Source organism: Mesorhizobium sp. P2_F5 (assembly GCF_056403715.1).
Genome location: NZ_JBFUEY010000003.1, coordinates 221,002 through 234,921 on the forward strand (window position 1 = coordinate 221,002; position 13,920 = coordinate 234,921).

The following is a 13,920-nucleotide window of genomic DNA, read 5'->3' on the forward strand; positions in this document are numbered from 1 at the left end:
ACTATGGCCTCAGCAGCGCTTTTCGATCTTCTTCCGGACTTTGGCGCACGCACCCAGCGCGCCGGTCAATCGCCGGCTACCGCCAAGGCCGAGCCGCGGCCAGACACACCGGCGCCGCAGGCAGACATCGGCGCGCTGATCGCTGAAGCGGTCATCGATGCCGAAGCGGCGCTCGAGGCGCGCCTTGCTGTTGCCCATCAGGCGGAGCTCGAAGCGGAGCGTCAGGCCAGCGCCGAGGAAGCGAGGGTTTTCCTGGAAGGCTTCGGCGGTGACCTTGGCGCCGCCGTCACTGCCCGTATCGACGCCATGGAGGCGAAGGTCAGCGAGCTTGTCGGCGCCACAGTTGCCCGCATCATTGGCGGCATCGTCACCGACGATCTGCAGAAGCGTTCGCTGGAAGCCCTTGCCGGCACGATCCGCGAGGCGATCGGCGACAGCGAGGCGGTGCGCATCGCCGTGCGCGGACCGCTGTCGCTGTTCGAAACGCTTAAGGCTTCACTTGGCCCACGCGCGGCCAATCTCGATTTCGTCGAGGCGCCCGGCTTCGACCTTACCGTCGCCATTGACGAGGCGGTGTTCGAAACCCGCATTGCCGAATGGTCGTCTGCCTTGTCCGAGGCCCTATCATGAGCGTTGCCGACGCCGCTGAGCCCAGGCACGAAATCATCATCGTGCGGCGCAACCACGACGACCACGACGACGCCCACCATGGCGGCGTCTGGAAGATCGCCTTTGCCGATTTCATGACCGCCATGATGTGCTTCTTCCTCGTCATGTGGCTGATCAATGCCGCCAACGAGCAAACCAAGGCCGCCGTCGCCAGCTATTTCAACCCGGTCAAGCTGGTCGACCGCAACGCCAGCCGCAAGGGCCTCGAAGACCTTGGCGATGGCCCGAGCAAGGTCGGACTGACGGCTGACGACCCGAAGGACAAGACCAGCAAGGCCGGACAGGACGGCATCGGCGGGGCCGGCACGTCCAACAAGAAGCAGCCGAAGGAATCGGCGCCGAAGACCGATCTTTCCGACGAGCATCTGTTTGCCGATCCCTATGCGGTGCTGTCGGAAATCGCCACCGACACCGGCGTCATGCAGAACGTCAGCGAAAAGGGCGATGGCGGCGCGCAGCCGTCCGGCCCGGCCACCGGCGCATCCGGCGGCCAATCCTACCGCGACCCGTTCGCGCCGGATTTCTGGTCGCAACAGGTAGCAGCACCTGGCGCCGAAGCCACCGCCGAACGCAGCAAGATCGAAGGCGATCCGCTCAAGCCCGGCGACAAGGCGGCACAGACGCAAGTGGCTGAAGTGAAGGCCGTGCCGCCCGCGCCGCCCGTGGTAGATGCGCCGCTGGAGCCGTTGGCGAAATCCGCATCCGACAAGCCGCAGACCAAGGCTGAAGCCAAAGCAGAGGCCAAGGCTGAAGCAGCAAAGGCCGAAGCGAAAAAGGCGGAAGAGGCAAAGGCCGAAGCCGCCGAAGCGCAACCCGCACCCAAGCCCGAAGCCGCGGAAAAGGCACCGAGTGCCGCCGCCGTCAAGGCCGCGGCACAGGTCAAGCAGGAACTCGACGAGGCCTTCAAGCCTGGCGACAAATTGCACGACGGCGTCTCCGTCGAGGCCACCGACAAGGGCGTCGTCATCTCGATCACCGACCAGTTCGATTTCGGCATGTTCGAGATCGGCTCGGCAGTGCCGCGCCGTGAACTGGTGCTGGCGATGGAAAAGATCGGCCGCATCGTCAACGAGCAGAAAGGCACGATCAGCATCAACGGTCACACCGATGCGCGGCCGTTCCGAAGCGACACCTACGACAATTGGCGGCTGTCCACGGCGCGCGCCCATTCCGCCTATTACATGCTGGTGCGCGGCGGCGTCGACGAGCGCCGCATCACCGAAGTTGCCGGTTTCGCCGACCGCGAGCCGAAGGTTGCGGCTGACCCGATGGCTGCCGCGAACCGCCGCATCGAAATCCTGATGGCGACCGACGGATGAGGCGCTCCGCCATCATCGGCCGCGCCATCGGTCTGCTGCTGCTGAGCGCTGTCCATTCGCCGGCGGCTTTTGCCGAGGACGACTTGCAGCCCTATCAGCTGGTGCGTTCGCTGCAGCTGGTGCAGGACCGCATCGCCGCCGGCGACCATGCCGCGCTGCCGATGCAAGGCAAGCTGCTCGAAATGACCGACACAAGGCTTCGCGCGGCGGACGCGGACGATTTCAGCGACCCGAAGAATTTTCGCGCCTTGCTGGTCTATGGCATGAGCGGTGGCAACCCCGTCAGCGTCGAGGTGGCAGTGTCGCGCGCCAAGACCGACCCGCAAAGCCTGGCTATCGCCAGGGGCATTGTCGATTATCTGAACGGCCGCCCGGCCGCCGCGATCGAGGCGCTGAAGCCGATCGATCCGATGACCCTGCCCGCCGATCTCGGTGCTTTCCTGGCGCTGGTCAAAGGCTCGCTGCTCGCCACCGAAGAGCCGGTCACCGCGCTGGCGCTGCTCGACGATGCGCGCCTGCTCAGCCCCGGCACGCTGGTCGAGGAAGCAGCGCTGCGCCGCTCGGTCGGCATCGCCGCCGCGCAAGGCGATGGCGCGCGCTTCGCGCTTGCCTCGACCCAATATGTCGAGGACTACCTCTATTCGCCCTATGCCAGCCAATTCGCCGACGCCTTCGTGTCCGGCGTCATCACGCTGCACATGGCGATCAGTCTGGACAAGCTCGCCGACATCACCGCGATGATGGATCCGGAACGCGAGAAGGTGATCTATCTGCGCATTGCCCGCCGCGCCGCGATCGATGGCCTCGCCGATCTCTCCGCTTTTGCCTCGGCCAGGGCCGAACAGGGCCGCGACGGCATCCACAATCAGGACGACCCGCGCGCCCAGCTCTATTCCAGCCTGTCCACGGTGACGTCCGGAACCATCGACGAGGTCCGCGCCAAGCTCGACAAGATCGATCGCAGCCAACTTTCGCAAAGCGACCGCGACTTGCTCGATGCCGCGCAGGCCGTGGCCGGCGAAGTGATCGCGCCGCCGGCGCCGCTGCCTGCCGACAAGCCCGCGCCGGCGGCGGTCAAACAGCAGCCGGTCAAGACCGCGGCAGCGGCAAACCCCGATGAGCCCGAGCTGCCGCCGGTCGAAGGCGCAATGCCTGAGCAGCCAGCAGCTAGCGCATCAGGCGGACCGGCCGCAACCGACGGGCCGAATGCGCCAGGCGAGCCAGCCGCGCAGGCACAGAGCACGCCCCAGACAAAGGCGCCGGAAGCGTCTGCAGTCACCGCCGCGGGTGATGCGGCGCCTGTCGTACCGGCATCGGCGCCTGCAGCTGGCGCCGAACCCGCCGATGCCACCGACGCCGCCATGGCCAAGACGCGTCGCCAGCTCGATTTGATTGACCAGATGCTTGGAGCAGCTCCGAAATGACCACCAATGTTGGCCAGGCCCTGCCGGGATTTGCGCCCGTGCACGCCGGATCGAAGCAGTCGGCGCCGAACGCCAAGGGCGACGACAAAAGCTTCGGTGAACTGGTGCGCGGCGAGGACAATGCGCCGACGCAAAAAGGCCAGGGAGCAACCGAGGCCGCGCCGCACGAGCCTCGCTGGACCCGACGCAGCGCGGCCGCTCCCGCCAAGGGCGAAACTGTACACGCAGAGACGGGCAAGACGGCCTCCAAACCGGTTGTCGGGAAAGCCGCAAAAGACCATATTGACGGCGATCCGGACAAAGCGTCCGCCGACGCTGACGCGGCCGGACAAGGCACGGGTACAGCACCGCTGCAGGACCATTTGCCGTTGCTGTTGGCGCTGCATGACATCATCCGTTTCTCGGCTGCGAGAACAGGTGGAAACGGCCCCGCCACGAATGAACAAACTGAACAGCCCGCGCTCGACGGCGAGACCGTTTCTGCGCAGACGCCGCCTCTGTCGTTGAAGAAATTCCGAGCGACATCCGGCGCCGACAACAGCCTCGACACGACGCCGCGACCAGAACGAGCCAAGGCCGGCGTTGACGTTTCCGCAAAGGATCAGGGGCAAAAGCTGGGCGCGATCGGACCCCAGTCCGGCAAGCTGCCGCACCAGGATGCTGCGACGCCGTCTCTGCCGGCGGACGAGTCGGCAAGCGAGCATTCCGCGCCCAATGCAAAGCGGTCAGCGCTATCAACAAAGGCCGTTGATGGAGCCCAGTCCAACTCGACATCCGCATCCGGAAAACAGGCACCGTCCGCCGGGCGCGTCGACATTGTCGCCGAGCAGAGCTTCCCGGCGCCGGCGCAGAGCCCGATGAACCAGACGACGTCGGCTCTGATCGACGCACTCGCTTCGGACAACGGGCTGCGGCAAGCGGTTTCGACGCCGTCGACGACCGCCCAGACGGCCGGTTCTGTTGCCGTTCCGACACATATATTGAAGATCGAGCTTCACCCGGCCGAACTCGGCATGGTCACTGCCAGTCTCAGGCTCGCCGGGGAACAACTTTCGATAGAGTTGAAGCCCGAAACCCATGAGGCTTACCGCCGCCTCGCCACCGACAGCGACGCCATCGTCAAGTCGTTGCGCGGGCTCGGATTCGATGTCGACAAGGTCACCATTCTACAACCCTCGATAGCAGTCCATGCTTCGGTGCGCAGCGATGCAAGCAACTCCCAGCCGATGCCGCAGGGCCGCGACCAGTCAGCTTTTCAGCCTGGGAACTCGAGCGGCAACAATGCGGGTTCGGGCGGCCAGCAGTCGGGAAGAAACCGCAATGACGATGCACAGGAATTCGGCCGCCCTGGCGTGCCTGTTCGCGAGCGTGCTGGCGACGATATGTTTATCTAGCCTCGCCAACGGCCCGGCCAACGCCGCCACCAACCCTTGCGAGCCCGAGATCCTGCGCGCCGCCGATCGCTATGGCGTGCCCGCCGGCATCCTCTATGCCGTCGGGCTGACGGAGACCGGCAAGAAGGGTAGCTTGCAGCCTAATGCCTTGAATATAGAAGGAAAAGCTGTCTTCCCAAGGAGCCGTAGCGAGGCTCTGGCTACCTTCGAAGCAGCCCGGCGCGAGGGCAAGACGCTCATCGATCTCGGCTGCATGCAGATCAACCATCACTATCACGCATCGCATTTTCGCAGCGTCGACGACATGCTCGACCCGCGCCAGAATGTCGACTATGCGGCGCGCTTCCTGGCCAGCCTTCATGCCCGTCATGTCAGCTGGTCGATGGCCGTCGCTCGCTACCACGCCGGCCCCGACAATGACCCCGCGCAGAAGTTCTATGTCTGCCGCGTCATCGCCAACATGGTCGCCACCGGCTTCGGCAAATGGACGCCCAACGCCCGCGCCTTCTGCAACCCATAGATGCATCCGCCTTTCGAAAATATGAGCAGGCCCCAACCCTGCCGGTGCCCGGCACGTCCCCGGTATCAGCCGCCAACGATACAACTCCGTGACTGCTGTTATTTCGAAACCCGAAATAACTCCCAAGAAAATAGCTACAAGAAATGATGGTTGTTCAGGATTCCCGGCACCGGTTACGCCTCTTCCCACGGGGCAGATGATCTGATTCGGAGGCGGGGCCGATGATTGTAATCGTTGACGAGCGTGAGCTCGTAACTGAGGGGTATAACTCACTTTTCGATCGCGAGGGGGTCGCCTGTGCGGGCTTCGCGCCTGGCGAATTCGGCGAGTGGGTGACATCCGCGGCCGACACCGATTTGAAATCGGTCCGCGCCTTCCTCATCGGCGACTGCCGCGAAGGCGCCATCTCGCCACGCCAGATCCGCGACCGCACCGGCGCTCCGGTCATTGCGCTAAGCGAACAGCACTCGCTTGAAAATACGCTGCGGCTGTTCGAGAGCGGCGTCGACGACGTCATCCGCAAGCCGGTCCACATCAGAGAGATCCTGGCCCGCATTGCCGCCATCCGCCGCCGCGCCCATGAGGACGTCAGCTACACCGAGATCGGCGCCATGCGCATCTTCATGGATGGCCGCGATCCCGAGATCGATGGCCAGCCGCTGCCACTGCCGCGCCGCGAGCGCCGCATCCTCGAATATCTGGCGAGCAACCGCGGACGCCGCGTCACCAAGACCCAGGTTTTCAACGCCATCTACGGCATCTTCGACGAAGAGGTCGAGGAGAACGTGGTCGAGAGCCACATCAGCAAATTGCGCAAGAAATTGCGCGAGAAGCTCGGCCAGGACCCGATCGATTCCAAGCGCTTCCTCGGCTACCGGCTGGTGTTCTGATGGCGGTCCGCGCCAGCCTCGCGCAAGACAGAAATTATACCCTCGCGACCACAGACATGGGCATTGAGGAGACGTTTCGATGAGCCTTTACGGAATGATGCGGACCGGCGTTTCCGGGATGAACGCACAGGCCAACCGCCTGTCCGCCGTGGCCGACAACATCGCCAATTCCGACACCACCGGTTACAAGCGGTCCTCGGCCGAGTTTTCGACGCTGGTCATGCCGCAGGTCGGCGGTGCCTATAATTCCGGCGGCGTCAACACCACGATCCGCTCAGCGGTCAGCGCCCAGGGCGTGCTGCAATACACCACCTCGGTCTCCGACCTCGCGGTCAACGGCAACGGCTTCTTCGTCGTCCAGGACCCCAGCGGCACACCTTTCCTCACCCGCGCCGGCGCTTTTGTTCCGGATGCCCAGGGCAGGCTGGTCAATGCGGCCGGCTATCAGCTGATGGCCTACAGCTACGCCAACGGCACGCCGGCGGCGACAGCCAACGGTTTCGAAGGACTGGTGCCGGTCGAGATCTCCGACCAGGAAATGACGGCGACGCCCAGCACCACGGGCAACTTCAACGCCAATCTGCCGGCCGGCGCCACGCCACCCGCAGGTCCGCTGCCGTCCACCAACAGCCCGACCGCGGAATACACGTCGAAATCCTCGATGGTCACCTACGACAATCTCGGCAACAAGAAGCTGCTCGACGTCTATTTCACCAACACCGGCACCGGCACCTGGTCGGTCTCGGTGTTCGACCAATCCAAGGCGACGCCCGGCACCTCCTTCCCCTATACGGGCGGCGCGCTGGCCACAGCCAACCTGACCTTCGACAACACCACCGGCAAGCTCACCGGCGCAGTCGACTCAATAACGATCCCCGTACCTGGCGGTGCGTCGCTCGACCTCGATCTGTCCAAGCTGACCCAGCTCGGCACCGGCTTCACCGTCTCCGAGGCGAAGGTCAACGGCAACGCCCCCAGCACCATCGAAAAGATCCAGATCGGCGAAGACGGCGTGATCTATGCCCAGTATCAGGACGGCTCGACCAAGCCGCTCTTCAAAATCCCGCTGGCCGACGTCCAGAGCCCCGACAACCTCACCGCACTGCCGGGCAATGTCTATGCGCAATCCACCGACTCCGGCACCGTGCGCATCGGCTTCGCCAATGAAGGCAAGCTCGGCGGCATCATCTCCGGCGCGTTGGAAAATTCCAACGTCGATATCGCCGAGGAACTGACCAACATGATCGCGGCGCAGCGCAGCTACACCGCGAACTCGAAAGTATTCCAGACCGGTTCCGACCTCATGGATGTCCTTGTCAACCTGAAGAGATAAACGACGGGCGCTAGTGGGATGAACCCAAACCAGAGCGGCGCGGTGCGCGGATTTCGAATTCAAGGCCACACCGGCGAACCGGCTGGTGTGGTTTGGAATTGGAGGTTTCCGAACGCTGACGCCGCCGACAGGGCAGAAACGTCATCCCCCTCCCACTGGCCTCGTGAAAGACCCGCATGTCGCTGACTTCCGCATTGACCATCGCCCAACAGTCGCTTCAGACCACGTCGAAGCAGACCAGCGTCCTTTCCCGCAATATTGCCGACGCAAGCAATCCCGACTATGCCCGCCGCACGGCGGTCGTCATCAGCGCCGCGCCGGGCGCCCGCTCCGTAGAGATCCAGCGCGCCACCAACGCCCTGTTGTTTCGCCAGAACCTCAGCGCGCAATCGGCATGGAGCGGCCAGAGCACGCTTTACAGCGGCATTGACCGCCTCGCCGTTGCCGTCAACGGCGTCGACAATGCCTCCTCTGCCTCGACCGCGATCGGCAACCTGCAGAACGCGCTGCAGCTTTACGCCGCCACGCCATCCAACCAGAATCTCGGTTCCAGCGTCATCGACGCGGCCCAGCAGGTGGTGCGCTCGCTGAACGACGGCACCAAGGCGATCCAGGATTTCCGCACCCAGGCCGACGGCGAGATCGCCACCGCAGTCGACGATCTCAACTCGCTGCTCAGCCAGTTCCAGGACGCCAACAAGGCGGTCATCTCCGCAACCCGTTCGGGCACGGATGCGTCCGACGCGCTAGACCAGCGCGACTCCCTGCTGAAGAAGATCGCGGACTATGTGCCGGTGTCGACCTTCACGCGCGGCGACAACGACATGGTCATCACCACCAAGGATGGCACGACGCTGTTCGAGACCATTCCGCGCTCGGTCAGTTTCGCGCCGTCGGCGGGCTACACCGCCGGTACGCCCGGCAACACCATCTATATCGACAATGTGCCGGTCAGCGCCGGCACCGGCGGCAACACCAGCGCCGACGGCAAGCTCGCCGGGCTGATCACCTTGCGTGACGGTGTCGCCGCGACCATGCAGAGCCAGCTCGACGAAGTCGCGCGCGGCCTCATCACCGCCTTTGCCGAGACCGCGCCTTCGCAGCCCGACCGGACCGGCCTGTTCACCTGGTCGGGCGCGCCCGCCATTCCGGCCGCCGGCACGCTGATCGACGGCCTTGCCGGCTCGATCAAAGTCAATGCCGCAATGGATCCGAGCGTCGGCGGTAATCCGGTGCTGCTGCGCGACGGCGGCGCCAATGGCGCCGCCTATATCGCCAACACCGCCGGCAACGCCTCCTATTCGCAGCTCTTGATCGGCTATGGCGACAAGCTCGACAAGCCGATGCCTTTCGACGCTTCGGCCGGCATCACCGTCACCTCCAGCGTCTCCGACTACGCCGCCAACGCCATTGGCTGGTTCGAGGGCCAGCGCCAGCAGGCCTCGAGCAACGCCGACGCCAAGGAAGCGCTGGCCTCGCGCACCGCCGAGGCGCTGTCCAACGACACCGGCGTCAATGTCGACCAGGAGATGTCGTTGCTGCTCGACCTCGAACACACCTATCAGGCTTCGGCGCGCATGATGAAAACCGTCGACGACATGCTGTCGTCCCTGCTCGATGCTGTGGGATAAGCCATGAAAGCCACATCCGTCTCCTCAGCCGCCCTTTCCAACGCCGCGCGCTATCAGCAGATGCGTATGCAGGCCGAACTGGTCAAAGCCACCAAGGAATCGACGACCGGCACCGTCGCCGATGTCGGCCTTGCGCTCGGCGCGCGCACCTCGCAGGCAGTGACCTTCTCGCGCGATCTCGACCGGTTGAACGTCATCATCGATTCCAATTCGCTGGTCACCGCCCGGCTGTCCTCGACGCAGGCTGCGCTTGGCCAGCTTTCCGACACTGCACAGAATTTGCTGACTGCGCTGACCGCCGCCGGCAATTCCTCGAGCACCATCACACAGCAAGCCGGCAAGGCCGCCGTGCAGCAGATGACCTCGATCCTCAACGCCAGCGTCAACGGCGAATATCTGTTTGCCGGCACCAACACCGACGTCAAGCCGATCGACGACTTCACCGCCACCGGCTCGCCAGCCAAGGCGGCGTTCGACGCTTCCTTCTCGTCCTATTTCGGCTTCACGCAGAGCGATCCGCTCGCCGCCAACATCACCGCCGCCCAGATGGACGGCTTCATCACCAGCAATGTCGTGCCGCAGTTCATGGGCGCGGGCTGGCAGGCCAATTGGTCGAACGCCACCGACCAGCAGATCGTCAGCCGCATTTCGCTCGGCGAAACCACCCAGACCTCGGCCAGCGCCAATGACGACAGCATCCGCAAGCTCGCCATGGCTTCCGCCATGGTCACGGGCCTGCTGTCCGGCAACCTCAGCGATGCGGCAAAGACCACCGTTGTCGGCCGCGCCCAGGCGATGGTCGGCGAGGCCTTGGGCGGGCTCGGCCAGCTGCAGGCCGAGACCGGCCTTGCCGAAAAGCGTGTGTCCGACGCCAGCGACCGCATGAAAACGCAGGTCGACCTGTTCGAACGCCACATCCTCGATCTCGAAGGCGTCGACCCGGCCGAGGCCGCCACCCGCGTCGCGGATCTGACCCAGCATATCGAGACGTCCTTCGCGCTGACCGCGCGCCTGCAGCAGATGAGCCTGCTGAACTACCTGACCTGAAAATCTCAACCGCAACGGTAGAGCCAAACGATGTACCAATTCTCCTACGCCGACGTCCAGACCGACTCCGTCACCGATGCCAAGGATCGCGAGCGGCAGCTTTTGACCCGCTCGATCGAAATGCTGGCGGCGGCGGCCGCTGTCGGCCACACCTCGATGGAAGCGGTCGAGGCGCTGCACTTCACCAACCGGGTCTGGACCACCTTCGTCGAGGATCTCGGCTCCAGCGACAATGTCCTGCCCAAGGAACTGCGTGCCAACCTCATCTCCATCGGCCTGTGGCTGCTGCGCGAGGCCGAGGACATCCGTCAGGGCCGCACCGACAATTTCGAAGGCCTGATCGAAGTGTCCCAGATCATCCGGGATGGCATTCAATGACCAACACGCTGAAGATATCGCTGAAGCCGAACGAGAAGATCTACATCAACGGCGCCGTCATCCGTGTCGACCGCAAGGTCACCGTCGAGCTGATGAACGATGTGCAGTTTTTGCTCGAGAACCATGTCATCCAGGCCGAAGAGGCCTCGACACCGCTGAAGCAGCTCTACTTCATCCTGCAGGTCATGCTGATGAACCCGGCCGGCGCCGTCGAGGCCCGCGCCATGTTCCGCCGCTCGCTGCCCTTGCTTTTGGCAAGCTTCGAGGACGAGCAGATCAGCGGCGCGCTGAAGCAGATCGACCGCATGGTCGGCGAAGACCATATCTATGAAGCGCTGAAGGCTATCCGTGCGCTTTATCCGCTCGAACGCCGCGCGCTTGGCGGCAATGACGATGTTCAGGGCGCGAAGCGCCCGCTGGCCGTGGGAGCACGATTCTGATGAATGTGGACATGACGACGACAATCCCGACGGGCGCCAACCAGGGCACCCAGCAGACTTCGAAGACAGCGGTCGACTACCAGTCGTTCCTGAAGCTGCTGATCGCCGAAATGAAGAACCAGGATCCGACGAAACCGATGGATTCGACACAGTATGTCGCCCAGCTCGCCACCTTCTCGCAGGTCGAGCAATCGGTGCAGACCAACACCAAGCTCGACCAGATCATGCAGTCCTCGGCGCTGTCGCAGGCGGACGCGCTGATCGGCCGTTCGATCACTTCCGCCGACGGCAAGACGACGGGCGTCGTGGCTTCCGTCAAGCTTGCCAGCAGTGGCCTGATCGCGGTACTGCAGAACGGCACCGAAGTGCCGGTCGGCGCGGGCGTTTCGATAAAGCCGGCCAGCTAGACCCGGTTCCGTAGAGGCGCACTCACATGAACGAGGCCGACGCGCTCGACATCGTCCAGTACGCGGTGTGGACGGTGCTCACCGCTTCCGCGCCGGTGGTGCTGGTCGCCATGGCGGTCGGCATCGGCATCGCGCTGATCCAGGCCCTGACCCAGATCCAGGAAATCACCCTGACCTTCGTGCCCAAGATCGTCGCCATCATGCTGGTCGTGGCGCTGACCGGCCCGTTCATCGGCAGCCAGATCTCGGCCTTCACCAACGTCATCTTCGAGCGCATCGAAAACGGGTTCTAGAAGCAATTCCAGGAAAAGTGTTTCGCGGTTTTCCCGGGAAAAGCGCGCAGCGCTTTCCCTGAGGAATTGCGTAGTGAGGAGTCCCGCTTGCAGGCGGCTGTGTTACGGCTAGATTGCGAGTCATGACCCAGGCAGCATCGACCGGCAGGCCATGTGCGGAATAGCCGGCGTCTGGCGTAAGCGAAACCCGATCGACGCCAACGACCTGTCGGATGTCATCCGCATGATGCAGGCGCTGGTGCATCGCGGCCCCGACGATCATGACAGCTGGAGCAACAATCGGCTGGCCCTCGGGCATCGCCGGCTGACCATCATCGACCCCTCGCCCGCCGCCCGCGAACCGATGCTGACCGCATCCGGTCAGGGCGTCCTCGTCTACAATGGCGAGGTCTACAATTACCGGTCGCTCCGCGAGACGCTGCAGGCGCAAGGGGTCGTCTTTCGAACCATCTGCGATGCCGAAGTGGTGCTCGAAGCCTTGCATCACTGGGGTCCCGAAAAGGCCGTGCCGCTGTTCGACGGCATGTTTTCCTTCGCCTATTTCGACGCCCGCAACAGTGCGCTGTGGCTCGCTCGCGATCGCCTCGGCATCAAGCCGATGTCGGTGGCCGATACGCCGGAGCGAATCCTGTTTGCCTCGGAGGACAAGGCGATCCTCGCCTGCAACGGTTTCCCGCGCGATATCGACAGGCGCGAAATGACCCTGCGGCTGGCCTGGCAGAGCCGCGATTCCAGCTACAGCCTGTTCGACCGCATCGAGCGGCTGCCGCCTGCCGGCCTGTGGAGGATCACCGATGGTGGTATTGAAAAGCGCCGCTTCTGGCATGTGCTGGACGTGCTGGAGACCGCACGCATCACCGGCGACGGATCCTCCGATGCAGAGCACATGGCGACGCTCGAGGCATTGCTCAAGGACAGTGTCGGACTTCACTGCATCGCCGATACCAACGTCGCCACAGCGTGCAGCAGCGGCGTCGATTCCGGTCTGATCACGGCGCTGGCGAAGCCGTTCAGACCAGAGATCCATGGTTATGTCGTCGACCCGCAGCTCGGCCGCAGCGAGGCCGAAGACGCCGAACGCACCGGCCGCCATGTCGGCGTGCCCTTGCGCCGGATTCCGGTCGACAAGAACCGGTTCTTCGAACTTTGGCCAAGAGTAATCTGGCATCTGGAAAGCGATGGCTGGCATGCCAGCCATGTCGGGCTGCTGGCGCTTGCCGAACAGTGCCGGGCCGACGGCGTCAAGGTGCTGCTGACCGGTGAAGGCGCCGACGAATTGTTCGGCGGCTACCCCCTGCAGGCCTTGAGCATGAAGAAGTGGCGCTCCTGGTCGTGGCCCCGGCGTCTGTTGCATTCGAAACGCTCGCTCGACCGGAGATTCGAACAACAGCGCCGCGCCCCCTACAAGCTCTCGGTTGGCGGCCACTCACAAATGGAGCGCAGCATGGTCCTGCGTGCTTTGTCGCCGGAGCTGAATTTCCTGCAGACCGAGATCTTCGACCGCCTGGAGCCGGTGACGCCGCCCGCCGATCGCGCCTTTCTCGGAAGCTGCCTCTATGACCTCTATTCGCATCTGCAGGACATCCTGCACCGGCACGACCGCCTGAGCATGGCGGCGTCCGTGGAGCTGCGGGTCCCGTTCCTGGAAAACCGGCTGATCGATTTTGCGATCCATTTGCCGCGGCGGCAAAAATACCGCGACAAAACAGGAAAGTGGCTTTTGCGAAAGGTCGCGCAAAAGCATATCCCGAGCCAGAACGTCCAGGCGCGCAAAATCGGCTTCGACATGTCGTCCGAATTTTCGGCCGGCACGGAGACTTTGCTGCGCGGCGGCTTCCTGCGCGATGCCATGAAGTGGCCCGCAGCCAGCGTGGAGGACATGATCCAACTCGCACGGCGCGAGCAGCCCTCCAGGCTGCGGCTTGTCGGCATGGAGCTTTTCCTGCGCCTTCACGCCGGCGGCGAGACGACAGGCGCGCTGACCGAAGCCCTGCATTCCGCCGCCCGGGACAGAAGCTGACTTCGCCCGGCCGATACCCCGGCGCGGTGGACCAAAGAGAACATCGCTCTGGGCAGCGGACCCCTTGCCGGCTGACGTATTTTTGCCTTGCTATCCTGTTGTTGGACCATGATGTTTTTCGAAGGCGCGTTCGCCCTTTTGGATGTCGTGCTCTA

The 13,920-nt window shown here is 63.9% G+C and carries 14 protein-coding genes; all 14 read left to right on the forward strand.

All coding sequences use genetic code 11. The annotated features are described in order from the left end of the window. Positions 1 to 3: 3 nt before the first annotated feature. The 14 genes from AC1DYO_RS05070 to asnB all read left to right on the forward strand — a co-directional run bounded on the left by AC1DYO_RS05070 (position 4) and on the right by asnB (position 13,765). Positions 4 to 630, forward strand: coding sequence for a hypothetical protein (locus tag AC1DYO_RS05070; protein ID WP_477260908.1), 627 nt, complete (start codon positions 4 to 6; stop codon positions 628 to 630). Next, positions 627 to 1,988: a MotB family protein gene (locus AC1DYO_RS05075; protein WP_477260910.1), complete on the forward strand. Its 1,362-nt coding sequence runs from the start codon at positions 627 to 629 to the stop codon at positions 1,986 to 1,988. The genes AC1DYO_RS05070 and AC1DYO_RS05075 overlap by 4 nt, the downstream gene beginning before the upstream one ends. After that, the gene (locus AC1DYO_RS05080; protein ID WP_477260912.1) at positions 1,985 to 3,412 is read left to right on the forward strand and encodes a chemotaxis protein MotC; all 1,428 of its coding nucleotides are present in this window, start codon (positions 1,985 to 1,987) and stop codon (positions 3,410 to 3,412) included. The genes AC1DYO_RS05075 and AC1DYO_RS05080 overlap by 4 nt, the downstream gene beginning before the upstream one ends. A 104-nt stretch (positions 3,413 to 3,516) precedes the next feature. After that, the gene (gene fliK, locus AC1DYO_RS05085; RefSeq protein WP_477260914.1) at positions 3,517 to 4,806 is read left to right on the forward strand and encodes a flagellar hook-length control protein FliK; all 1,290 of its coding nucleotides are present in this window, start codon (positions 3,517 to 3,519) and stop codon (positions 4,804 to 4,806) included. Next, entirely contained in the window at positions 4,739 to 5,326 is a 588-nt protein-coding gene (locus AC1DYO_RS05090) for a transglycosylase SLT domain-containing protein (RefSeq protein ID WP_477261463.1), read from the forward strand. The genes fliK and AC1DYO_RS05090 overlap by 68 nt, the downstream gene beginning before the upstream one ends. A gap of 221 nt (positions 5,327 to 5,547) precedes the next feature. Beyond that, entirely contained in the window at positions 5,548 to 6,216 is a 669-nt protein-coding gene (locus tag AC1DYO_RS05095; RefSeq protein ID WP_477260916.1) for a response regulator transcription factor, read from the forward strand. 79 nt (positions 6,217 to 6,295) lie between these two features. Then, on the forward strand, positions 6,296 to 7,549 hold the full coding sequence (locus tag AC1DYO_RS05100; protein WP_181057516.1) for a flagellar hook protein FlgE: 1,254 nt from the start codon (positions 6,296 to 6,298) through the stop codon (positions 7,547 to 7,549). Between the two features lie 176 nt (positions 7,550 to 7,725). Then, complete coding sequence (gene flgK / locus AC1DYO_RS05105) at positions 7,726 to 9,180, forward strand: flagellar hook-associated protein FlgK (protein ID WP_477260918.1); 1,455 nt, start codon at positions 7,726 to 7,728, stop codon at positions 9,178 to 9,180. Between the two features lie 3 nt (positions 9,181 to 9,183). Further along, a complete protein-coding gene (locus tag AC1DYO_RS05110; protein ID WP_477260920.1) occupies positions 9,184 to 10,227 on the forward strand; it encodes a flagellar hook-associated family protein in 1,044 nt (347 codons plus the stop codon). Positions 10,228 to 10,257: 30 nt separating this feature from the next. Next, positions 10,258 to 10,605 (forward strand): flagellar biosynthesis regulator FlaF, encoded by a 348-nt coding sequence (gene flaF / locus AC1DYO_RS05115; protein ID WP_477260922.1) that lies wholly within the window; start codon positions 10,258 to 10,260, stop codon positions 10,603 to 10,605. Beyond that, complete coding sequence (flbT, locus tag AC1DYO_RS05120) at positions 10,602 to 11,045, forward strand: flagellar biosynthesis repressor FlbT (RefSeq protein ID WP_477260924.1); 444 nt, start codon at positions 10,602 to 10,604, stop codon at positions 11,043 to 11,045. The genes flaF and flbT overlap by 4 nt, the downstream gene beginning before the upstream one ends. Further along, a complete protein-coding gene (flgD, locus tag AC1DYO_RS05125) occupies positions 11,045 to 11,452 on the forward strand; it encodes a flagellar hook assembly protein FlgD (protein ID WP_477260926.1) in 408 nt (135 codons plus the stop codon). The genes flbT and flgD overlap by 1 nt, the downstream gene beginning before the upstream one ends. Positions 11,453 to 11,478: 26 nt before the next feature. Then, positions 11,479 to 11,745 carry a flagellar biosynthesis protein FliQ gene (fliQ, locus tag AC1DYO_RS05130; protein WP_127853917.1) on the forward strand — a complete coding sequence of 89 codons (267 nt, stop codon included), beginning with the start codon at positions 11,479 to 11,481 and terminating at the stop codon, positions 11,743 to 11,745. Positions 11,746 to 11,896: 151 nt separating this feature from the next. After that, positions 11,897 to 13,765: an asparagine synthase (glutamine-hydrolyzing) gene (asnB, locus tag AC1DYO_RS05135; RefSeq protein ID WP_477260928.1), complete on the forward strand. Its 1,869-nt coding sequence runs from the start codon at positions 11,897 to 11,899 to the stop codon at positions 13,763 to 13,765. The last annotated feature ends 155 nt before the right edge of the window (positions 13,766 to 13,920 follow it).